This is a genomic window from Shewanella olleyana (assembly GCF_023283825.1).
Taxonomy (GTDB): domain Bacteria; phylum Pseudomonadota; class Gammaproteobacteria; order Enterobacterales; family Shewanellaceae; genus Shewanella; species Shewanella olleyana.
Genome location: NZ_JAKILD010000041.1, coordinates 1 through 21234, shown reverse-complemented (window position 1 = coordinate 21234; position 21234 = coordinate 1). Strand labels below are relative to the sequence as shown.

Genomic DNA, 21234 nt, shown 5'->3' with positions numbered 1-21234 from the left:
CAACAATATTGCTCAAGATGTGTTTTTAAATAAACGTCGTGAAATGCGTATAAACCAATAAAATAAAACCCCCACTTTAAAAAAAGTGGGGGTTTGTCATTAATCTGAAAGCACTCTTTATAGAGTGCTTTTTTGATTGTTAGAACTGGACTTAATCTAATTTAAAAGTGAATTGAAAAGTTAATCCAAATCTTTTAATGGCCAAAGCACGATATGGTCAAATACATCACGCACTTTGTTTTCGTTGATTGTCTTTCCTTTGACAGAAATTCCCGCCGCATGCATGGCTTCTTTAGAACCCGTAATTAATGGATGCCAGCTAGGCAGCTTTCTTCCTTCGTGAAGGCGCTTGTAGGCACAAGAGTCTGGCAACCAAGTTAACTCAGCCACGTTATCAACAGTGATAGCTGTACAAGCTGGCACGTATTTAAAACGTTCAGGGTAACGACGACAACCACAGGTTTCATCATCTAACAAATGACAAGCAGCATCCGTGTAGTACAACTCTTCCGTTTCATCATCAATTAATTTATTTAAACAACATTTACCACAACCATCGCACAATGCTTCCCATTGTACGGTGGTAAGTTGGTTTAGTTTTTTCTCAATCCAAAAAGACATATTTGATACAGCATTAACGTTACATTGCCGATATTATATCACTAATTGATTGGTGGATTTTTGATTCGTTCTGAAAGGTAAGTCACAGTGAGCAAAAAATGTTCTTTTACTGACCATGCTTGTAATAAACGAAAGTTGTTATAAACCAAATATTGACGGCCATTTTCACCATCAGGCATCAGCAACGACACCTGCATGTCATCACGCTTAGGCAAGTCATTACCGTTATAACGTCTAACACCAAGATCTTGCCATTCATTAAAGGTTTCAGTGTGTTCAGCACCGACCAGCAAGCTCGAAATAGGATTTATTGAACTGACTTGGCGTCCCCAAGTTTCATCGTTTTTCCAACCCGCTTCTTTAAGCATCGATGCTGCAGTAGCAAAAGCATCAAATTGGTTATTCCAAATATCTTTTACGCCATCACCATTACCATCTTGAGCATAGGCAAGATATTGAGAAGGCATTAATTGCATATGACCCATGGCACCAGTAGATGAGCCAATTAATTGTTCATATTGCACTTGATTGGTATCAAGAATCTTTAAAGCAGCAATAAATTCGTCGATATAAAACTGTTCTTTATTACCTGAATAAGCATTCGAAGCTGTTACAGACAAAATAGGGAAATTGCCCTTTTGTTCGCCAAATTCAGAAGTCATCCCCCATAAAGCGACTAAAAATCGGGGCTGAACACCGTATCTATCGCCTAAAGCAATTAAGGCATCTTGTTGTTCTTTGAACATTGCACGAGCGGTGCTGACGGTAATTTCTGGAGAATTTTGCGGAATGTAGCTTTCAAGGTTTAATGCTTTGTCTGAACCATTAGCAGTAGCGCGTTTAAACACTTTTATTTTGGCAAAGTGTTCATCAATTGTGTTTTGTGAAACACCAGCAAGCGCTGCTTTATCTTTTAATGTAGCTAAGTAATCATCAAAACTCACACCCTGTTGAGCGTAAGCAAAATTAACAGTAAACAAGGTTACTATTACAGATGAAATGATCTTCCCAATCATAAATTGTCCTAAATTAACTCATTATTGCTATTTTTGTTCTTATTAACTAAACGTTAACACATTTGTGTTAACGTCGAAATACAAAATATATAACCATATCAAAATCAAGCTATTATCTTATACAAACTGGAATCTAAAACAAACCAAATTCCAAAAATAAAATACCACTCTATTAATAAGCGACGCTAGTCTTTTATTCCTAAACTTTTGCGGTGTTCATCTAATAAATTGGTTACTGGTGGCGGAAGCTGCAAATAAAACCCTTTATCAGCTAACTCAGATTTTACTTTTTCAATATCAGCCATAGCTAATTCAGTTCGTTTTGATAAAGGAACCATCATCACCAATTTAGGTGTACCGAACATCTTCATTAAAGGCTCTGGAACTGCATCAAAAACATCACGTTTTTCAACAAATAAGTAGGTATCCAGTTTTCGGCTACTTTTATATACGGCGCATATCATTTTGGTGTTAAATTCCTCTGTTTCTTGCTTGATAGTCAACAACGCACACTATAACATGGACAGCTATTAATTTAATTGCAATTCAGTTCGTACACTGACATTTTTTGGAGATTAACGCCTGGATGGCCATACAAAGTCTTGAGTTAAAAGCCACTTCTTTTACTCTTTCTGTACTTCATATAAATACTCATGATTTTAATGCTATTGCTGCTGATTTAGATAATAAGTTATCTCAGGCACCTCAGTTTTTTATTGGTGCTCCTTTAATATTAAATCTAAGCGCAATTGAAAATCATGAAGTAGATCTCGCTGCATTAAAACAACTTCTTACTGATAACCAACTCATCATAGTTGGTGTAACATCGGCTAATGAAAGCATTAGTCAGCAGGCAAAAGCGTTAGGTTTAGCCATTGTTAAATCAGGTAAACAGGCTAAAAATATGCCTGCCCCATCTAAAGAAACCAAAATCGTTAAGCAAAACGTCCGCTCAGGGCAGCAGATTTATGCTAAAAATGCAGACTTAATCATCTTTGGTGCAGTAGGAAATGGTGCAGAAGTCATCGCTGATGGTAGCATTCATATATATGGCGCTTTACGAGGTAAAGCGATGGCTGGAGCTGCAGGTGATAAAAACAGTATCATCATTGCAAACTCGCTCGATGCCGAATTAGTTTCAATTGCTGGACAATATTGGCTAGCAGAACATTTGCAGCAGCATTGTAGCGATCAACGAGGTTGCGTTCGCTTAAGTAGCGATACACTCATGGTTGAATCATTGCCTCAATAGTTGGCAACACAAAAGGATATAATAACAAATGGCACAAATAATTGTTGTCACATCAGGTAAAGGTGGCGTTGGTAAAACAACTTCAAGCGCTGCAATTGCAACAGGCTTAGCGTTAAAAGGCAAAAAGACAGTTGTTATTGATTTCGATATCGGTCTTCGTAACCTTGATTTGATTATGGGTTGTGAACGCCGTGTGGTTTATGATTTCGTTAATGTCATTAATGGCGAAGCGAACTTAAATCAAGCACTCATAAAAGATAAACGCTGCGACAAGTTATTCATTCTGCCAGCGTCGCAAACTCGTGACAAAGATGCCTTAACCAAAGAAGGTGTTGGCGGCGTATTAGACGAGTTAAGTAAAGACTTTGATTATATTGTGTGTGATTCCCCTGCCGGCATCGAGCAAGGCGCAATGATGGCATTGTATTTTGCCGATATTGCCATTGTCACCACAAACCCAGAAGTGAGTTCTGTACGAGATTCTGACCGAATTCTAGGTATGTTACAAAGCCGTTCGCGCCGCGCAGAGCAAAATCTTGAGCCAATTCAAGAGTTTTTATTACTAACTCGTTATTCACCTGCTAGAGTTAAAACAGGTGAAATGTTAAGCGTTGAAGATGTTTCAGAAATTTTAGCGATTAAATTAGTTGGCGTTATTCCTGAATCACAGGCTGTATTAAAAGCATCAAACTCAGGTATTCCAGTCATTAATGATGAAGAAAGTGATGCAGGCCTAGCTTACGCTGACACAGTACAACGTTTACTTGGTGAAGAAGTACCGTTTAGGTTTCTTACTGAAGAGAAAAAGGGATTCTTAAAAAGGATTTTTGGTAGCTAATTATGTCAATACTCGATTATTTCAGAAGCAATAAAAAACCCAATACTGCTGTGACTGCGAAAGAGCGTTTACAGATAATTGTTGCCCATCAACGCGGTGAGCGTGATGCGCCAGATTACTTCCCTAAAATGAAACAAGAAATTATTGAAGTTATCCGTAAATATGTTCAGATTTCTGAAGATCAGGTATCTGTGCAGCTTGACCAAAATGACGACAAACTTTCGGTATTAGAGCTTAATGTGACGCTACCTGACGGCAAATAACTGACGTTAATCTGCCATTTTAAGTATTGTTTTCGATTTAATAAAAAGCCTAGATAACGCATGTTATTTAGGCTTTTTATTTCTCTGAAGCATTTGTATCTAAGACACATTTGAATCTAAGACGCATTGTCAGCAATTAATTAGCCAAACTTAATTGCATCAAGCGAATCAGCGACTAAATCCCCTCGCCAGCCGGTCAATAATAACGGCGTTTGAGTTTGCTTTTTATGGTGCAGCCATAATAAAAATTCATGTATCAATCTTTTTGATCCAATAAACTCAATAGCGACCTCTTTCTCTTCCGCAATGGCCGCTAAAATGACTTTCACTTCTTTAAATGATGCTTTATAACCATTCTTAAGTGCAATAACATCAACAGCTTCAGGTAGATTGTCTAAATCAGCTGTTTGCAATACCTTAATTAACTCTTTGCCATGAAAACGTTTCTCATGATCTGTTAAATCATTTAACTGATTTAACTCAGTAACGGTTTTAGGCTGCTTCTTGGCTAAAGCAATCATCGCATGGTCTTTAATGATAAAACCCAGAGCCGAATCTTTTTTAAGCGCTTTTTGCAAACGCCAAGTTGCTAACACTTTTAAGTAGGCAAGTTGCTTAGGAAACAGCTGAAAAGCATTCTTTACTTTAAGATAGGCGAGCTCTTCATTAGGCGGGGTTAAACGCCCATCAGTCATTCGCATGCCTTCTTCTAGTAACCAATCCATTCGATTAGCTTCTGTCACTTTAGCTAACAACTCAGGGTAAAGTTTATAAAGATAATAGACATCGTTGGCAGCATATTGAAGTTGGGCGTCAGTTAACGGCCTTTTCATCCAATCAGTGCGAGATTCACCTTTATCGATTTCAATATCTAAGAACATCTGGACTAATTTTGCATATCCAACACCGTGACCGAGTCCGCATAAACTCGCAGCTATTTGACTATCAAAAAGAGGGGTTGGTTGGCAGTTTCCGTAACGAGCAAAAACTTCTAAATCTTCACTGCAAGAATGGACTAGCTTGGTTATCTTAGGATCAGATAGCAGCTGCCAAAAACTACTCAAGTCTGGTAATGCAACAGGATCAATTAAGGCCAGCGTTTTACCATCATAAGCTTGAATCAACCCTAACTTAGCATAGTAAGTTCTTGTTCTAACAAACTCAGTATCTAATACCAGTAATTCACTTTGCTGGTATTGGGCGACTAATTGCTCAAGACTTGCTTGGTCGCTAATGTATTCAAACGATAACAAAATTCTCTCCAGTTTTAACTTTTCGCCAATGTACGAATAAATGACATGCAATAAAAAGCCGGCTATTGCCGGCTCTACTTTACGCTGATTTAACTTCGTCTCGAAGTTCTCGTCGTAAAATCTTACCTACATTGGATTTTGGTAACTCATCTCTGAATTCTACCAGCTTTGGTACCTTATATCCTGTTAAATGATGGCGGCAATGCTTAATAATATCGCCTTCAGTTAATCCGTTATCTTTTGCAACAACAAATATTTTAACTAACTCACCACTAGCATCGTTAGGGACACCTACTGCAGCGACTTCAATAACCTTAGGGTGCAATGCAACGACATCTTCAACTTCATTCGGGAAGACATTAAAACCTGAGACTAAGATCATGTCTTTTTTACGGTCAACAATGAAGAAAAAGCCTTTTTCATCCATATAACCAATATCACCCGTGGCTAACCAACCATTTTTATCTATCACTTTGGCGGTTTCTTCTGGACGTTGCCAGTAACCTTTCATTACTTGAGGGCCTTTAGCGAAAAGTTCGCCAGTTTCGCCTTGAGCTAATACATTACCTTCATCATCGCGAATTTGGATGTCGGTCGAAGGCGCTGGAAAACCAATAGAGCCATTGTATCCATCAAGATTGTATGGACAACACGTTACCAAAGGCGATGCTTCAGTTAATCCATAGCCTTCAAGTAAACGAGTCTCGGTAATGTTTTGCCATTTATCCGCTACGGCTTTTTGAACAGCCATACCACCACCGATAGACAGTTTTAGACGACTGAAATCTAAACTTTTAAAGTCTTCATCATTCACTAATGCATTGAATAAGGTATTAACCCCAGTTAATGCGGTGAACGGATACTTTTTAAGTTCACCGACAAAAGCCGGTAAATCACGAGGATTGGTAATTAATAAGTTTTTGCTGCCTTTATGAAGAAATAATAAGCAGTTAACTGTAAGCGCGAAAATATGGTAAAGCGGCAGTGCTGTCACTACGAACTCAGTGCCATCTTTAAGGGCTGGCGAGTATGCGCCATTTGCCTGTAAAACATTACTGACAACATTACCATGAGTCAGCATTGCACCTTTTGACACACCAGTAGTACCACCTGTGTACTGCAGAAATGATAAATCTTCAGAGGTTATTTCTGGCTTGATGTACTGCAGTCGACGGCCTTTTGTCAGTGACTGTCTGAAAGAAAGTGCATGGGGTAAATCATACTTCGGCACCATCTTTTTAATATACTTAACGATGAAGTTGACTAAAGTACGCTTTGGCGCACTTAACTGATCTCCAAGACCAGTAATGATAACTGACTCAACAGGTGTTTCAGCAACGACTTCTTCTAAAGTGCGGGCAAAGTTAGAAACAACCACAATGGCTTTAGCACCAGAGTCGACTAATTGATGTTTCAATTCTCTAGGGGTATAAAGGGGGTTAACGTTAACCACCACCATGCCGGCTCTTAGTACACCAAATAATGCAATTGGGTATTGCAGTAAATTTGGCATCATTAAGGCAACACGGTCGCCTTTTTCAAGCTTTAATTCATTTTGTAAATAGGCTGCGAATGCACGACTTCTTTCTTCTAACTTACGATAAGTTAATGTCGCCCCCATATTGATAAACGCAGGTTGGTCAGCATATTTTGATACTGCAGATTCAAACATATCGACTAGTGAAGAAAACTGCTTAAAGTTAATTTCGGCCGGTACGTGTTCTGGTAAGTTATTTATCCAAGGCTGGTCCACAATTTTCTCCTATTTATCCTGACACACACCATGAAGCAACCACTTCAATAATCATTGTGTCAAAGAACACTGCATATAAAGCTAGCGTAAATTTTTATTGTTATTACTAGCTACAGTAAAAACGTTATTGATAATTATTATTTTCAGTCACACTAAAATCATACGACCGTTTAAATTCAAACCATAATCACATAAATGAAAAAAAAATCCTAGTGATTTTAATCTACAAAAGGCTTAATTTAGAATAAATGTTCTAATCATGTTAGCAACTTGGTCTGCGCTTCCCATGTGCAAATGGTGATCCCCCTCTATTTGCACATCGATTAAATCATTGAACCATAGTTTTGCTTGGGGCAAAGCTAATTTTAACTGTTTAAAGCCCTGTTCGGCTAATATTAATAAACAAGGGGTGTCACTGGCGCTCATTAAAACATCAACCTGCTCAAAGGTTAATCTATAAGGTGAATCTAGTTTTAAACGGGGATCACTTTTCCAACAATAATGCTGATTTTTAATTTCAAGATTGCGCTGAATAATTAACTCACACCAACACTTATCCATTCCTGTCAGCTGATGACGGGCGTTAACCGCCCTTTCTAACGTTAATTCTCGGCTCGTGTCGCGTTTCGGTTCGCTTGCCGCTCCCGTTTCAAACTGAGCTGTGTCAGATGACTTTGATGGGTTTGTTTGATTAAAACGATGATGTTGCTTAAAACTGCGGGTTAATCGTTCTTTAGAGTGGCTAGCTGACTCATAAATTGGTGATAGCGCTTCGATAAGCACTAGCTGAGTCACTTTATGGGGGAATGCAGCATTATATGCCGCTGCGATAATACCACCTAATGAATGGCCAATAATACTCACAGGTTGAGTTTTAGTTAGCTCAGTCATCAATTCGTCTAAATCGTACAGATAGTCTATCCAATGAAGTGGGTACTGCCCTGGTCTATGTTGCGATAAGCCATGCCCTGGCCAATCAATCGCAATAAGCTGAAACTGATTAAGTAATCCCAGTTGCTCAATAGATTGTGCAAGTGGCACAAAACTATCGGCGTTATCTAACCAGCCGTGGAGTGCTAATAATATAGGTTTATCTTTATTACCGTAGCGTTTAGCTGCTAAACGAATATGAGCCAATTGAAAATCGACATCCTCATACTGCAGCGATTTTACAATTGACTCATTCATTTCAAACTTCTTTTTTGCTAAATAGAGATTTGTATTTTAGTTAAACGATTACTTAGCTTTTTTGACAAATTTAAGTGTCATACGGTCGCTTTCACCGATATCTAGATACTTTTGTTTGTCTTGTTCTTCAAGTGCTAAACGTGGAGGTAATGTCCACACACCTTTAGCATAATCTTTAGTATCTTTTGGGTTAGCATTAACTTCAGAAGATGCGACAAACGTGAAACCCACTTTTTCAGCTAAGGCGATAATTTCAGCTTGATCCATATAGCCACTGTCAAAAGACATACCTGGATTTGCCCGGTGTTCAACCACACCGAAAAAACCGCCGTCTTTTAATACTTTGTAAGACGAAGCAAACGCATTTTCTAATTGTTCTTGGCCAGCCCAGTTATGAAGGTTACGGAAAGTCAGTACATAGTCAGCACTGTTTTCAATTCCTAAATCAACTGATGCAGGTGGCTGGAAAGTTACTGTAGATGCATTACCTACTGCTTCTTTATTATCACTTAACCAAGCTTCAAATTTTTTACCCGCTTTAGCATAGTATTGAGTACGCTTTGTGTCTTCTTTCGGGTTTGTCTCAAAAATCCCGCCAATGTATTGACCTTTTTCAGCTAAATAAGGGGCTAAAATCTCTGTATACCAACCTCCACCAGGCCATAATTCAATAACAGTATCGTCTGCTTGAATACCTAAAAAAGCCAGAGTTTCTGCTGGATTACGGTATTTGTCGCGGGCTGAGTTTTTTTCACTTCGAAAATCACTAGAAATGGCAGCGGCAAGCTGAGGATTAATCTTGACGGCTTGAACTTTTTCGCTCATTGCATCACCATGATCATGTGCAATCACATTGTGACTTACAGTAGCTAGACCCAATGTGCTTAAACCCAGCGCAGTGGTTAACAGTAACGTACGTTTCATTGTCTTCTCCCTGAAGAATTTGTCTTTTAAAATCAGCAACTGATACGGCAAAAATTGCTAAGTTGATCACTCTAAACTGTTTGTGGCTTTTTGTCGTCTACTCTTCGCCAACACATCCATAACATAAAGCAACTGAACACCAACCACATAATGACCCAAAGCCATGATGGTAGCCATGTTAACTGAGAAAGTTTCGCTGCATCACCCTGAGTAGATAAACCAAATAAAACGGTTGGGCTTGTCATTGCATTCAGCACAATCATAAGACCGAGCATACGCAGTAAACTATTCAACCAATCACTATGATCGAACTTAAGTGGCAATAATAAGAACAAAGCAAGCGATATAAGTATGCCAATGGTTAATAAATCACGTGCCCAAAAAGCAATGGATGCAACGACAGTTAAGCCTAATAACCCTAAGGTAAATCTGATGCCAGCACGCCATGTGGCTAACAAAAAAATCAGATAACCCCACAATGCAGCACCAAAGTAACCACTAAAAGTAATTAACGGCGCAAAACCACCTTGAGTGAAACATAAGCCTGCACCATTTGGAAATAACTGAATTTGAACAACTGAGCCACCACTGATGATTGCAGCGATACCATGAGAAATCTCATGAAAATAACTTTCAAACCATTTAAAGGGGATACTGATAAAAGGCAGTTTAGTGATAACGAATGCGACAAGAAGTTCAAGAAAGAATAGCCCTTTAGAAGGGATAGCAGATAAGCTTTTCGGCTTAGGATCATGCATATAAATCGATACCCACCATTTGTTGAATTTGCTCTCGCTGCATTGAATGCTGATTAAGTAAATATTCTTTTATTGCCCCAGCGCTACCTTGAGAATGATGCTGTTGTGGATTGCTTGAGGTTTGATGGTCATATTGTACTTTTGCATCGACAGCAGATTTAATCGCCGACTCATCAAAATAATAGATTGCTTGCTCATTGTCTGAAACAAGTTGGCCATCATTTTGATTTTGATTAAGGTTATTAACTGCAGCGTTGGTTTTTGATTGCGCTTTAATGGCTGACACATCACTAACAGCATCCACTTGAGCTGCAGCGTTTGGCTTTATAGCCTGAGACGCCGAACCATTACTAATAGAGAAAGGGTTATAGGAAGACAATGGCTGAACGGCCGAATACATTGTTGAGTGCATGGCTGGTTGCATGGCTGGTTGCATAAATTGTCCTCCTTTGGTTAATTAACTCACGTGCACAGATTCAGATTAAGAATGTGATAATAACCTAGGTTATTCTCTGCCTGGAAGTTTTTTCCAAGTTACTGTATCCCGAAGGTAAACGGGCGCTAAATCATCAACTGGTGTAGATAAACCTTGCTCAAAACCCACCTTAGCCAACTTCAGCATAGCTTCAGCATCAGGGAGTTTGATATCGGTCATTTTAATTGCAGCAACTTCAGCTAACAAATCTGGGTAAGCATCAAAACCTGTGCCACACAGCATAATATCTTGAGTGGTATCTAACGCCACTTCCACTTTATCTGGGTTGGTTACATGCTCATCACCGACTAAGGTGGCAATACCATTCACTGAGGTAAATTGTCCCCAGTAAATTTCATTCATTCTGGCATCAATAGCGACAAAAACCTGTTTTGCATTCACTGAATCTATCGCCATTTGCGCCATTGCTGCCAAAGTCGATATACCAATAACAGGAATATCATGCCCCAGTGCTAAACCTTGAGTCATGCTGGTACAAATACGAATTCCTGTAAAGCTACCAGGCCCACGGCCGTATGCAATTAAGTTTACATCGGCAATGTTAATCTGCGCTTCTTTTAAAACCTCATCGACCATAGGCAATAAACGCTGGCTATGCTCACGCGGCGCATTCGCAGCACGATTAAAAACCTGCTGATGATGCGACAAAGCCGCTGAACAAGATTCTGTACAAGTATCTAATGCAAGTATGGTTAAATCTGAATCAATTTGAGTCATGTAAGACGTGTTAACCCTAGAGTAAATCTTTAAATAATGACCAATATAATAACTTATGGGATACTTTTTAAAAAGCTCAACGCAGTATCTAAATCGCGAGTTCGGCTCATAGGCGGTAGTGAGTTAATAAAAGCTTCACCATATGGACGATTAACAATGCGGTTATCGCATAAAATTAACACTCCACGGTCTTTCTCATCTCTAATCAGTCGACCTACCCCTTGCTTTAAACTGATAACAGCTTGAGGCAAAGAAATAGTTTGAAAAGGATCTTTATCACTTCTTTCAGCGTTAGCAGCTCGAGCACGGTATAAAGTATCATCTGGTGACACAAAAGGCAGTTTATCAATAATCACACAACTTAATAGTCGCCCTCTTACATCAATACCTTCCCAAAAGCTGCTAGTGCCAAGCAAAACACCATTACCCAGTTGCCTAAACTTATTTAATAAGCTTTGTTTACTCGCCTGCCCTTGAACCAACAACGGGTAGTTAACCTTACGCTGCAGCGCAATAGCGACTTGCTGCAACATATGATGGCTGGTAAATAAGATAAACGTTCGACCTTGAGCTGCGTTTATAGCTTGAGTGCAAACATCAACCAGCTGATTGACATTGGCTGCTGACTGACCTGATTTGGTTAAATGTCTCGGTACACAAAATAAGGCTTGGTTTGGATAATCAAACGGGCTATCGAGAATCAATTGCTTCGCTTTGCCAAGACCTAATTCGTCAGCAAAATGCTTAAGTTGGCGATTAACTTGCAGTGTCGCTGAGGTGAAAATCCATTGAGTTTGTTTATCAAATAATTGCTGGCATTGCTTAGCAATATTAATCGGAGCGATTCGCAGCATAGTAAAACGACCATTGGGTTCTACGCTGTAAGCGGCATTTTGATCGTTACACTCAAAATAACTTTGTAAGTTGCCAACGACATTGGCTAACTGCGTCACGACTGTATCTAATGACTCACTTCGTCCCACATGCTCTGAAGTCACAGCAACCATGCTAGTGAGTTCTTTTAATAAGTCCCAAGATTGTGTTGCTAATGCTTTACTTGAAATAACGTGGCGCCAATCCGTTATTTCTGCTTCTAGCAATTCATTTTGCCAGTGAGACAGCTTGACTAAAATTCGCTGGCTTAGCTGCTCTAACTGGATACTGTCACGTAATTCTGTGCGATAAATGTCGATAATTTGATTCAGTAATCGATCGATATCTCTTGTAGCAATTTGCTGACCAAAGTAATTAATACAAACATCAGGCACCAAATGGGCTTCGTCAAATACCACCACATCAGCTTCAGGCAGAAGCTCGGCAAAGCCGGTATCTTTCAATAAGCGATCAGCAAAAAATAAATGATGATTAACCACAACAACCTTGGCATCTTGGGCTTTAATTTTTGCTTTACGGCTAAAACAAACATCATAGTGACTGCACCTTTTACCTGTACAACTTTCTTTGGTACTGGTTACGGTTGCTATAGTGTATGAGTTTTCGGCAACAGAGGTTAAATTTCCGATGTCTCCATCTTTTGTCATGCTAGCCCACTGATTTATCTTTATCAGTTCGTCGACGACTTGAGGTGACATTTGGCTAATTTGATGAAGGTTTTTTTCAAGCCTGAGTTGGCATAAGTAATTACTGCGCCCTTTTAACAAGGCTGTTTTAGGCGCGACTGAAAATATTTTAAGCAATAACGGCAAATCTTTAAAAAATAATTGTTCTTGTAAGTTTTTACTACCGGTACTGATGATCACCTGTTTGCCGCTGAGTAAAGCTGGGATCAAGTAAGCATAGGTTTTACCTACACCAGTACCTGCTTCAAGTATCACGTTATGTTTTTCAGCAATAGCAGCACTCACCGCCATCGCCATATCATACTGACTTTGTCTTGGACGATATTGATGCACACTTCTTGCTAGGGCTCCTTGAGGAGAAAAAGCCAGCTCGACTTCTTTTTGTAATCTACTGCTCACATTAAACTCTTAAAAAAGACGCTATTAATTGAATTCTCGTCATCGCTTTTTGAAATAACCCATCTAAACATTCATCAGACTATATTATCTATTTAATTAATAAGCTTAACAACGAAAGAAAATTTCACCCCGTTATTACTAGATCAAATCGAACCCAAGAATTTAGGCTTAATGGCGAGTCCCTTGCCAACTTGTATACACAAGCAGTGTAAAAATAAGTCTAAAAATCAGACTGATATAAGTTATATTTTTTATTTTGAAAAAAATCTCAATTAGTCTTTATTCTGTATTGCAAACAAATTTAAAAGGGGTTAAATTGTTTGTAATGAAATTACACAAGCTAATTTAATAGAGAATTTATTATGTTCATCCGAATCGATACAAATCATCATCACCACCATTTGCGGTAGCCTTCGGATGCTCACTGCCGGAGGACTATTTCCTTCAGGCGGTTGTAAAAAAATACACAAACCCCTGAAAGAAATTTCAGGGGTTTTTTAGTTTTAGGCTTTAAATTATTGTTTTTATATTGAATTTATTAGGGGTTACACCATGAGCGAAAATAACAGACTACGTATTGCGATTCAAAAGTCAGGTCGACTTTCAAAAGAGTCACAAAAACTACTAAAAAGTTGTGGCGTTAAATTCAACGTTAATGAGCAAAGATTAATTGTTCACGCTGATAATATGCCTATTGATTTACTGCGTGTTCGTGATGATGATATCCCAGGCTTGGTAATGGATGGTGTGGTTGATTTAGGCATTATTGGCGAGAATGTTCTTGAAGAAGAACAAATAGAACGTCAAACATTAGGCAAGCCAGCTGACTGTGTAAAGTTACGTGAATTAGATTTTGGCGCATGCCGCTTGTCACTTGCTGTCCCTAATGAGTTTAGTTACGAAGATGCAAGTTCACTTGAAGGTTTACGTATAGCCACGTCTTACCCAAATTTGTTACGTCGTTACATGCAGGAAAAAGGCATTAACTATAGTGACTGTATGCTAAAAGGCTCTGTTGAAGTCGCGCCGCGTGCTGGTCTTTCAGATGGCATTTGTGACTTGGTTTCTACAGGCGCAACGCTTGAAGCTAATGGCTTATACGAAACCGACATCATTTATCAATCTATGGCTTGTATTATTCAATCTGCTGAAGAGCAAGAGCCTGGTAAACAAGCGTTAATCGATAAAATTTTATCTCGCATGAACGGTGTTGTTAGAGCTCGCGAAAGCAAGTACATCCTACTACACGCTCCAAGAGAAACATTAGACCAAATTGTTGCATTACTTCCTGGCGCTGAAAACCCAACAGTATTACCACTTAATGATGATTCAGACCGCGTTGCTATCCACGCAGTGAGCACAGAAGATTTATTCTGGGACACTATGGAAGAGTTAACGGCATTAGGTGCAAGCTCTATTCTGGTTATGCCAATTGAGAAAATGGCTGGATAGTTCTTCCAGTTAATTTGAAAATCGTCAACGCATCATAAAAGTAGTAGCGGAGCCAGCAATGCAAACAAAACCGTCAACGAAAGCCAAACAATCAATGCAGATTCTGAATTGGTCTGAATTAAGTGCAGAAACACAGCAGCAAGCTTTAACACGCTCGCCCTTGATTGGTGATAACAGTGTTGAGCAATCTGTTCGCGATATCATTAATACAGTTGTAGCTGATGGTGATTCTGCTCTCAAACAATTTAGTGAGCGTTTTGATGGCGTAAATGTTGAATCTTTAGCTCTCTCACCTGCTGAAATTGAGCAAGCGAGTGCAAGAGTGTCAAGTTCAGTCAAGCAAGCGATTGCCAATGCTGTCAGCAATATTGATACTTTTCACCAAGCGCAAAAATTCAACCCAATTGATGTTGAAACGCAACCAGGGATCCGCTGCGAACTTCGCTCTGAAGCCATTGAAAAAGTCGGTTTGTATATTCCAGGTGGTAGCGCTCCGCTCATTTCAACAGTAATGATGCTGGCACTGCCTGCGAAAATTGCAGGTTGCGAACAAAGAGTATTAGTCAGCCCGCCCCCAATCAATGATGCGATTGTTTATGCGGCGAAGGTTTGTGGCATAACCGAGATTTACCAAGTCGGTGGCGCGCAGGCAATTGCAGCCCTCGCCTTTGGTACTGAGTCTGTACCGGCTGTCGACAAAATCTTTGGGCCAGGAAATCGCTTTGTTACTGAAGCAAAACGCTTGGTTTCGCAAGACGGCCTTTGCAGCGTGGCTATTGATATGCCTGCTGGCCCTTCTGAAGTACTGGTTATTGCGGACAAACAAGCAAATCCTGCTTTTATCGCTGCAGATTTGTTATCTCAAGCAGAACATGGACCTGATTCTCAAGTCATGCTTGTGACGGAATCTGAAGCTATTGCAAATGCTGTTAACTCAGAACTTGAATCACAACTTGCCGCATTATCTCGTCAAGACATTGCAGCGCAAGCCTTAAGTTGTAGCCGCACTATATTAGTTAACGATATGGCTGAAGCCGCTGTCGTTTCAAATCAATATGGCCCAGAACATTTAATCATCCAAACTGACAATCCAAGAGCTGTTTTAGCCAATATTCGCGCTGCAGGCAGTGTCTTTTTAGGGGCTTATACCCCTGAATCTGTTGGCGACTATGCCAGTGGTACCAATCATGTATTGCCCACTTACGGTTATAGCCGCAGTGTATCTAGTCTGTCATTAGCTGACTTTAGCCGTAGATTTACTGTGCAAGAACTAACAGCGCAAGGTCTTCAAAGCCTAGGAGAAACCGTGATGGTGTTAGCAGAAAATGAATTACTAGACGCCCACAAAAATGCCGTAGCGGTGAGATTAAATACCTTATAGAACTGGGTATGCACGCAATAATCATGAATGTTAAATCACGCTAGTTATGATTTTAAGCAGACAACAGAAGAATTAATAATGACCAATCAAAACCCTAACAGTACTAGCTCAGTTACAAGTAACAGCAATTTAAGCCTTGCTGAACAATTAGCGAGACCTGAGTTATTGGCGCTAACACCCTATGAAAGTGCCAGACGTATTGGTGGTCGAGGTGATGTGTGGATCAATGCCAATGAATCACCGTTCAACAATAGCGATTTAGCAAAACTAAACCGTTACCCTGAATGCCAGCCAGAAAGTTTAATTAAGGCCTACAGTGATTATTCTGGTGTTGCAGCTCAATCCATTGTGTCGACTCGCGGCGCTGATGAAGGGATTGAATTATTAATTCGCGCTTTTTGTACGCCAGGAAAAGATAGTATTGCTTGCTTTGGTCCGACTTATGGTATGTACGCCATCAGTGCGCAAACCTTTAACGTGGGTGTGATAAGTCTGTCATTAACTGACCAATATCAATTACCTAGTGACTTTGCTGCACAAACTGCTGATGCCAAAATTGTGTTTATCTGTAATCCAAATAATCCAACAGGCACCATCATTAATAAAAAAGACATCGAACAAGCGATTGCCGCAATGCCTAATGCAATAGTGGTGGTAGATGAAGCTTATATTGAATTCTCTTCCACTTATTCGGTGGCTGACTTAATTGACACTTATCCAAATCTTGTCGTACTAAGAACCTTATCAAAAGCTTTCGCTTTAGCTGGAGCACGATGCGGCTTCTTAATGGCCAATACCGATATTATCGATTTAATTATGCGCGTCATTGCGCCATACCCAGTGCCGTTACCTGTATCTGAAGTCGCTGAGAAAGCGTTATCAGAGCAAGGCATTTCGCTTATGCAGCAACAAGTTGGCCTGTTAAAAGAGCAAGGTATTCGCCTCAGCCAAGCATTAACCCAATATGGCGCTAACGTCTTACCAGCAAACGGTAATTTTGTTCTCGCTGAATTTGAAAATACTCAGCAAGTTAGCCAAGCAGTACAGCAGGCAGGCATTGTCGCTCGAGCATATAAAGATGCTCGTTTAAAAAATCGCATTCGATTTAGCTTTAGTAACGAGTCTGACACCGACCGGCTCATCGCTGTTTTCAGCTCTAATACACTTAGTCCTAATACAAAAGATTATCAACAACAATAATCAGAACTTGATAATCAATAAACAAAATAAAGAATATTAAGAAATTAAAGGAAGTCCCATGAAACAAAAGATTTTATTTATCGACAGAGACGGCACCTTAGTTGAAGAGCCTGCAATCGATAAGCAATTAGATAGATTAGATAAGCTGGTATTTGAACCACAAGTCATACCTTGCCTTTTGAAACTGCAAAATGCGGGATACCGCCTAGTGATGGTATCGAATCAGGATGGTTTAGGCACAGATTCATTTCCTCAAGCGGACTTTGACGCGCCTCATAATATGATGATGCAAATATTCGAAAGCCAAGGGGTTAAATTTGATGATGTATTGATTTGTCCTCACTTTGATCATGAGAATTGTAGTTGTCGCAAGCCTAAACTTGGTCTAGTCAAAGATTATCTAACCCAAGGTAAAGTAGACTTCACCACTTCAGCTGTCATTGGCGATCGCCACACCGATGTTGAACTCGCGAATGCCATGGGCATCACTAGTTTTCAATATCAGCCGCAAACTTTAAATTGGCTTGCTATTACTGATGCCCTCCTTAACAAAGGCCGTATTAGTGAAGTGATCCGCACCACCAAAGAAACTGACATTAAAGTGAACATCAATTTAGATGATACCAGCAAAGGTAAGATTGATACTGGCATTGGTTTTTTTGACCATATGCTAGATCAAATCCAAACCCATGGTAATTTTAAAATGGATGTGAGTGTCGATGGCGATTTAGAAATCGACGACCACCACAGTGTTGAAGACACCGCATTAGCGATTGGCGATGCACTGCGTCAAGCATTAGGGGATAAACGAGGTATTGCACGCTTTGGTTTCAGTTTGCCAATGGATGAAGCCAATGGTGAATGTTTAATGGATATTTCAGGTCGTCCGCTAATCAAATTCAATGCTCAATTTGATCGTGAAATGGTCGGTGAAATGGCCACAGAAATGGTACCTCATTTTTTCCGTTCATTTGCAGACGGCTTAAGATGTACTCTGCACATCAGCACGGATGGCGACAATGATCACCACAAAGTTGAAGCCCTATTTAAAGTGCTAGGCCGGACATTACGCCAAGCAGTTAAAGTCGAAGGTGACATTTTGCCTTCAAGCAAAGGCGTTCTTTAAAGGTTGTTAACATGACAAACTCAACAACAAATATCGGTAGCGATACTACCGTTATCCTAGATACTGGTTGCGCCAATTTAAGCTCTGTTAAATTTGCTTTTGAGCGCTTACAAGCCGATGTCATTGTTTCAGCTGACCATAAGGTGATTAAGTCTGCAGCAAGAGTTGTGCTGCCAGGTGTTGGCACTGCAGGTGCTGCAATGGATGCATTGGTTAATCGAGATTTAGTTGCCATCATAAAAAGTTTAACCCAACCTGTAATGGGTGTGTGTTTAGGCATGCAAATGCTCACACAAAAATCATTGGAACATGGCGGCCGTACGGATAAGGATATCGATTGTTTAGGGCTAATCCCGACACAGGTTGATGATTTAGATAGCCAAGGTTTACCTTTGCCGCATATGGGCTGGAATCAAATTAGTGTCTCTGACCACCCGCTTTTTAACGGAATCTCTGATGGTAGCTATGTTTACTTTGTTCATAGCTTTAAAGCCCCTATCAGCGAATACACCATTGCCACATCGCAATATGGTGAGCAATTTAGTGCAGCCATTGGTAAAGATAACTTTTTCGGGGTTCAATTCCATCCTGAAAAAAGCGCCGCTATCGGCTCAAAAATATTACAAAATTTCCTAAATATGGGGAAACCAGCATGATTATTCCTGCAATAGATTTAATTGATGGCCAAGTCGTTAGGTTGTATCAAGGCGACTATCAACAAAAGACCACATTTGATTTAAGCCCGCTAGCACAACTGCAGTCTTATGAAGCTCAGGGCGCAAAATTGCTGCATTTAGTCGACTTAACGGGCGCTAAAGATCCTGATAAAAGACAAATCAAATTAATCTCTGAACTTGTGGCTGGCTTAAAAACGGATATACAAGTGGGCGGCGGTATTCGATGTGAGCAACAAGTCAAAGAATTACTCGATATTGGCGTTAAACGCGTAGTTATCGGATCGCTTGCGGTAAAAGAGCCTGAACTCGTTAAAAGCTGGTTTATAAAATATGGCAGTGAAGCCATTTGTTTAGCCCTTGATGTCAATATTAACGAGCAAGGTGAGAAAATCGTCGCTGTTTCCGGTTGGCAAACGGGTGGTGGTAAATCTCTAGAATCGTTAGTGAGTGAATTTAGTAACGTCGGACTCAAGCATGCGTTAGTCACTGATATCAGCAGGGATGGCACGCTTCAAGGCGCAAACACAAATTTATATCAAGAACTTGCAGCCAGCTACCCTGAGATTATCTGGCAGGCTTCTGGCGGTATAGCAACTCTTGATGATGTTGCCGCAGTACGTGACAGTAAAGCTAACGGTATTATCATCGGCAAGGCATTATTGATTAAAAACTTCAGCGTTGAGGAGGCAATAACATGCTGGCCAAACGCTTAGTTCCTTGCCTTGACGTTAGAGATGGTCAGGTGGTTAAAGGGGTTCAATTTAGAAACCATGAAATCATCGGTGAAATCGAGCCGTTAGCTGCAAGATACGCCCAAGAAGGCGCTGATGAGCTGGTTTTTTATGATATTACTGCCAGTGCCCATGACAGAGTGATTGATAAGTCTTGGGTAAGTCGAGTTGCCGCGCAAATTGATATTCCGTTTTGCGTCGCTGGCGGCATTAAAACCATCGAACAAGCCAGACAAATGCTCGCTTATGGCGCCGATAAAATTTCGATTAACTCACCAGCACTTAGCGATCCAAGCTTAATATCGCGATTACAAGATGAGTTTGGTCGACAGTGCATCGTAATTGGTATTGATTCATTTTATGACGCTGAATCCAACAGTTATAAAGTCAAGCAATTTACCGGTGATGAAGCTGCAACCAAAGACACTCAATGGTATACACAAGATTGGGTTGAAGAGGTGCAAAAGCGAGGTTGCGGCGAAATCGTACTGAATGTCATGAACCAAGATGGCGTTCGTGGCGGTTATGATATAAAGCAACTCAGCATTGTTAGAGCCATATGTGACGTACCATTAATCGCATCAGGCGGCGCTGGTACCATGGCACATTTTAAAGACGTATTTGAACAAGCCAATGTCGATGCAGCGCTTGCTGCCAGTGTATTTCACAAAGGTATAATTGATATCAACGAATTAAAGCAATACTTAGCCAATGAAAATATTGCGATACGTTTATAGTTAATGAAATAGAGTCAATTAAACACTGCCAAATACGACAGATGTGCTAATTAACAAGAGAAAAGAATGATGACACAATCTTCAACAGTAAACTTTGATGCGCAAGATCTGGCGTGGGATAAGCAAGATAATTTGATCCCTGCAGTGGTTCAAAATCACCTGACAGGTAAAGTCCTGATGCTTGGCTATATGAATAAAGCCGCATTTGAACATACAATCGCAACAGGAAAAGTCACCTTCTTTAGCCGCTCAAAACAGCGTTTATGGACAAAAGGTGAAACCTCAGGCAACACCTTAGATTTAGTTGCGATTGACAAAGATTGCGATAATGACAGTTTGCTAGTGCAAGTGATTCCAAACGGTCCTACTTGTCATACTGGTAGTGAAAGCTGCTGGCCAGATGGTAACGCACACCCATTTATCGACAATTTAACCAACCTAATCATTTCTCGTAAAGGACAAAGTGCAGACTCTAGTTATACTGCCTCTTTATTTGAACGTGGGACTAAAAGAATTGCCCAAAAAGTCGGTGAAGAAGGCTTAGAAACTGCGCTTGCAGCAGCAACCCATGATAAAGAAGAGCTTATTAACGAAGCATCTGATTTGATGTACCACTTAATTGTGTTGCTTGAAGATCAGCAACTTTCAATGGCTGAAGTGAATAAAAATCTAATGCAGCGCCATATCAAAAGTAAATAAACGACAGTTTAAGATTTCTCATTTCAAGATTAACAACTAAAAAAGGCACCTATAATAGGTGCCTTCAGACTGCTGACAAAGCCCTAGACATTCGTCTAGGGCTTTGATCTAATAGAAGTACAGATAATAACCAAGTTTATCATCATGCTTCGAGAGCCTAGTCCACAACAATA

22 protein-coding genes are annotated in these 21234 nt (G+C 40.0%); 11 read left to right on the top strand and 11 right to left on the bottom strand.

Features of this window, described 5'->3' with window-relative positions:
• Positions 1 to 180: 180 nt before the first annotated feature.
• The 3 genes from L2735_RS18770 to L2735_RS18760 form a co-directional block, all read right to left on the bottom strand.
• Positions 181 to 621 carry a YcgN family cysteine cluster protein gene (locus L2735_RS18770; protein ID WP_248986160.1) on the bottom strand — a complete coding sequence of 147 codons (441 nt, stop codon included), beginning with the start codon at positions 619 to 621 and terminating at the stop codon, positions 181 to 183.
• 41 nt (positions 622 to 662) lie between these two features.
• Complete coding sequence (locus L2735_RS18765) at positions 663 to 1637, bottom strand: lytic murein transglycosylase (RefSeq protein ID WP_248986159.1); 975 nt, start codon at positions 1635 to 1637, stop codon at positions 663 to 665.
• Positions 1638 to 1822: 185 nt separating this feature from the next.
• Positions 1823 to 2101, bottom strand: coding sequence for a YcgL domain-containing protein (locus L2735_RS18760; RefSeq protein WP_248986163.1), 279 nt, complete (start codon positions 2099 to 2101; stop codon positions 1823 to 1825).
• Between the two features lie 122 nt (positions 2102 to 2223).
• On the opposite strand from L2735_RS18760, the gene minC reads away from it, so the two are divergent.
• The 3 genes from minC to minE are packed head-to-tail and all read left to right on the top strand — an operon-like array spanning position 2224 to position 3990.
• Complete coding sequence (minC, locus tag L2735_RS18755) at positions 2224 to 2889, top strand: septum site-determining protein MinC (protein ID WP_248986158.1); 666 nt, start codon at positions 2224 to 2226, stop codon at positions 2887 to 2889.
• A 28-nt stretch (positions 2890 to 2917) separates the two neighbouring features.
• On the top strand, positions 2918 to 3727 hold the full coding sequence (gene minD / locus L2735_RS18750) for a septum site-determining protein MinD (RefSeq protein WP_248986157.1): 810 nt from the start codon (positions 2918 to 2920) through the stop codon (positions 3725 to 3727).
• A gap of 2 nt (positions 3728 to 3729) precedes the next feature.
• A complete protein-coding gene (minE, locus tag L2735_RS18745; RefSeq protein ID WP_102526247.1) occupies positions 3730 to 3990 on the top strand; it encodes a cell division topological specificity factor MinE in 261 nt (86 codons plus the stop codon).
• Between the two features lie 140 nt (positions 3991 to 4130).
• Here minE and rnd read toward each other — a convergent pair whose 3' ends face one another.
• From rnd to yoaA, 8 genes are all read right to left on the bottom strand, one after another.
• Positions 4131 to 5243, bottom strand: a complete 1113-nt coding sequence (gene rnd / locus L2735_RS18740; protein WP_248986156.1) for a ribonuclease D — start codon at positions 5241 to 5243, stop codon at positions 4131 to 4133.
• Positions 5244 to 5322: 79 nt separating this feature from the next.
• Positions 5323 to 6996, bottom strand: coding sequence for a long-chain-fatty-acid--CoA ligase FadD (gene fadD, locus L2735_RS18735; protein ID WP_248986155.1), 1674 nt, complete (start codon positions 6994 to 6996; stop codon positions 5323 to 5325).
• A 234-nt stretch (positions 6997 to 7230) separates the two neighbouring features.
• Positions 7231 to 8184, bottom strand: a complete 954-nt coding sequence (locus tag L2735_RS18730) for an alpha/beta fold hydrolase (RefSeq protein ID WP_248986154.1) — start codon at positions 8182 to 8184, stop codon at positions 7231 to 7233.
• Between the two features lie 48 nt (positions 8185 to 8232).
• Positions 8233 to 9009, bottom strand: a complete 777-nt coding sequence (locus L2735_RS18725; protein WP_248986162.1) for a class I SAM-dependent methyltransferase — start codon at positions 9007 to 9009, stop codon at positions 8233 to 8235.
• 170 nt (positions 9010 to 9179) lie between these two features.
• Positions 9180 to 9866: a M50 family metallopeptidase gene (locus L2735_RS18720; protein ID WP_248986153.1), complete on the bottom strand. Its 687-nt coding sequence runs from the start codon at positions 9864 to 9866 to the stop codon at positions 9180 to 9182.
• Entirely contained in the window at positions 9859 to 10302 is a 444-nt protein-coding gene (locus L2735_RS18715; RefSeq protein ID WP_248986152.1) for a hypothetical protein, read from the bottom strand. Before L2735_RS18715 ends, L2735_RS18720 begins: the two co-directional genes overlap by 8 nt.
• A gap of 69 nt (positions 10303 to 10371) precedes the next feature.
• Positions 10372 to 11079, bottom strand: a complete 708-nt coding sequence (gene tsaB, locus L2735_RS18710) for a tRNA (adenosine(37)-N6)-threonylcarbamoyltransferase complex dimerization subunit type 1 TsaB (protein ID WP_248986151.1) — start codon at positions 11077 to 11079, stop codon at positions 10372 to 10374.
• A 53-nt stretch (positions 11080 to 11132) separates the two neighbouring features.
• Entirely contained in the window at positions 11133 to 13058 is a 1926-nt protein-coding gene (gene yoaA / locus L2735_RS18705) for a DNA repair helicase YoaA (RefSeq protein WP_248986150.1), read from the bottom strand.
• Positions 13059 to 13610: 552 nt separating this feature from the next.
• Between yoaA and hisG the strand changes: the two genes are divergently transcribed.
• The 8 genes from hisG to hisIE all read left to right on the top strand — a co-directional run bounded on the left by hisG (position 13611) and on the right by hisIE (position 21061).
• A complete protein-coding gene (gene hisG / locus L2735_RS18700) occupies positions 13611 to 14510 on the top strand; it encodes an ATP phosphoribosyltransferase (protein WP_248986149.1) in 900 nt (299 codons plus the stop codon).
• A gap of 94 nt (positions 14511 to 14604) precedes the next feature.
• Positions 14605 to 15891: a histidinol dehydrogenase gene (gene hisD / locus L2735_RS18695; RefSeq protein WP_248986161.1), complete on the top strand. Its 1287-nt coding sequence runs from the start codon at positions 14605 to 14607 to the stop codon at positions 15889 to 15891.
• A gap of 78 nt (positions 15892 to 15969) precedes the next feature.
• Positions 15970 to 17091, top strand: a complete 1122-nt coding sequence (hisC, locus tag L2735_RS18690) for a histidinol-phosphate transaminase (RefSeq protein ID WP_248986148.1) — start codon at positions 15970 to 15972, stop codon at positions 17089 to 17091.
• Between the two features lie 58 nt (positions 17092 to 17149).
• On the top strand, positions 17150 to 18217 hold the full coding sequence (hisB, locus tag L2735_RS18685; RefSeq protein ID WP_248986147.1) for a bifunctional histidinol-phosphatase/imidazoleglycerol-phosphate dehydratase HisB: 1068 nt from the start codon (positions 17150 to 17152) through the stop codon (positions 18215 to 18217).
• An 11-nt stretch (positions 18218 to 18228) separates the two neighbouring features.
• Positions 18229 to 18873: an imidazole glycerol phosphate synthase subunit HisH gene (gene hisH, locus L2735_RS18680; protein WP_248986146.1), complete on the top strand. Its 645-nt coding sequence runs from the start codon at positions 18229 to 18231 to the stop codon at positions 18871 to 18873.
• A complete protein-coding gene (gene hisA / locus L2735_RS18675) occupies positions 18870 to 19607 on the top strand; it encodes a 1-(5-phosphoribosyl)-5-[(5-phosphoribosylamino)methylideneamino]imidazole-4-carboxamide isomerase (RefSeq protein ID WP_248986145.1) in 738 nt (245 codons plus the stop codon). Before hisH ends, hisA begins: the two co-directional genes overlap by 4 nt.
• Positions 19589 to 20362, top strand: coding sequence for an imidazole glycerol phosphate synthase subunit HisF (gene hisF, locus L2735_RS18670; protein ID WP_248986144.1), 774 nt, complete (start codon positions 19589 to 19591; stop codon positions 20360 to 20362). The genes hisA and hisF overlap by 19 nt, the downstream gene beginning before the upstream one ends.
• A gap of 66 nt (positions 20363 to 20428) precedes the next feature.
• Positions 20429 to 21061 (top strand): bifunctional phosphoribosyl-AMP cyclohydrolase/phosphoribosyl-ATP diphosphatase HisIE, encoded by a 633-nt coding sequence (gene hisIE / locus L2735_RS18665; protein ID WP_248986143.1) that lies wholly within the window; start codon positions 20429 to 20431, stop codon positions 21059 to 21061.
• The last annotated feature ends 173 nt before the right edge of the window (positions 21062 to 21234 follow it).

What these genes read in the sequence shown, in the direction of transcription:
- L2735_RS18770 (WP_248986160.1), bottom strand. Translation starts at nt 621, where the DNA reads ATGTCTTTTTGGATTGAGAAAAAACTAAACCAACTTACCACCGTACAA.
- L2735_RS18765 (WP_248986159.1), bottom strand. Translation starts at nt 1,637, where the DNA reads ATGATTGGGAAGATCATTTCATCTGTAATAGTAACCTTGTTTACTGTT.
- L2735_RS18760 (WP_248986163.1), bottom strand. Translation starts at nt 2,101, where the DNA reads ATGATATGCGCCGTATATAAAAGTAGCCGAAAACTGGATACCTACTTA.
- minC (WP_248986158.1), top strand. Translation starts at nt 2,224, where the DNA reads ATGGCCATACAAAGTCTTGAGTTAAAAGCCACTTCTTTTACTCTTTCT.
- minD (WP_248986157.1), top strand. Translation starts at nt 2,918, where the DNA reads ATGGCACAAATAATTGTTGTCACATCAGGTAAAGGTGGCGTTGGTAAA.
- minE (WP_102526247.1), top strand. Translation starts at nt 3,730, where the DNA reads ATGTCAATACTCGATTATTTCAGAAGCAATAAAAAACCCAATACTGCT.
- L2735_RS18730 (WP_248986154.1), bottom strand. Translation starts at nt 8,184, where the DNA reads ATGAATGAGTCAATTGTAAAATCGCTGCAGTATGAGGATGTCGATTTT.
- L2735_RS18725 (WP_248986162.1), bottom strand. Translation starts at nt 9,009, where the DNA reads ATGAGCGAAAAAGTTCAAGCCGTCAAGATTAATCCTCAGCTTGCCGCT.
- L2735_RS18720 (WP_248986153.1), bottom strand. Translation starts at nt 9,866, where the DNA reads ATGCATGATCCTAAGCCGAAAAGCTTATCTGCTATCCCTTCTAAAGGG.
- L2735_RS18715 (WP_248986152.1), bottom strand. Translation starts at nt 10,302, where the DNA reads ATGCAACCAGCCATGCAACCAGCCATGCACTCAACAATGTATTCGGCC.
- tsaB (WP_248986151.1), bottom strand. Translation starts at nt 11,079, where the DNA reads ATGACTCAAATTGATTCAGATTTAACCATACTTGCATTAGATACTTGT.
- hisG (WP_248986149.1), top strand. Translation starts at nt 13,611, where the DNA reads ATGAGCGAAAATAACAGACTACGTATTGCGATTCAAAAGTCAGGTCGA.
- hisD (WP_248986161.1), top strand. Translation starts at nt 14,605, where the DNA reads ATGCAGATTCTGAATTGGTCTGAATTAAGTGCAGAAACACAGCAGCAA.
- hisC (WP_248986148.1), top strand. Translation starts at nt 15,970, where the DNA reads ATGACCAATCAAAACCCTAACAGTACTAGCTCAGTTACAAGTAACAGC.
- hisB (WP_248986147.1), top strand. Translation starts at nt 17,150, where the DNA reads ATGAAACAAAAGATTTTATTTATCGACAGAGACGGCACCTTAGTTGAA.
- hisH (WP_248986146.1), top strand. Translation starts at nt 18,229, where the DNA reads ATGACAAACTCAACAACAAATATCGGTAGCGATACTACCGTTATCCTA.
- hisA (WP_248986145.1), top strand. Translation starts at nt 18,870, where the DNA reads ATGATTATTCCTGCAATAGATTTAATTGATGGCCAAGTCGTTAGGTTG.
- hisF (WP_248986144.1), top strand. Translation starts at nt 19,589, where the DNA reads ATGCTGGCCAAACGCTTAGTTCCTTGCCTTGACGTTAGAGATGGTCAG.
- hisIE (WP_248986143.1), top strand. Translation starts at nt 20,429, where the DNA reads ATGATGACACAATCTTCAACAGTAAACTTTGATGCGCAAGATCTGGCG.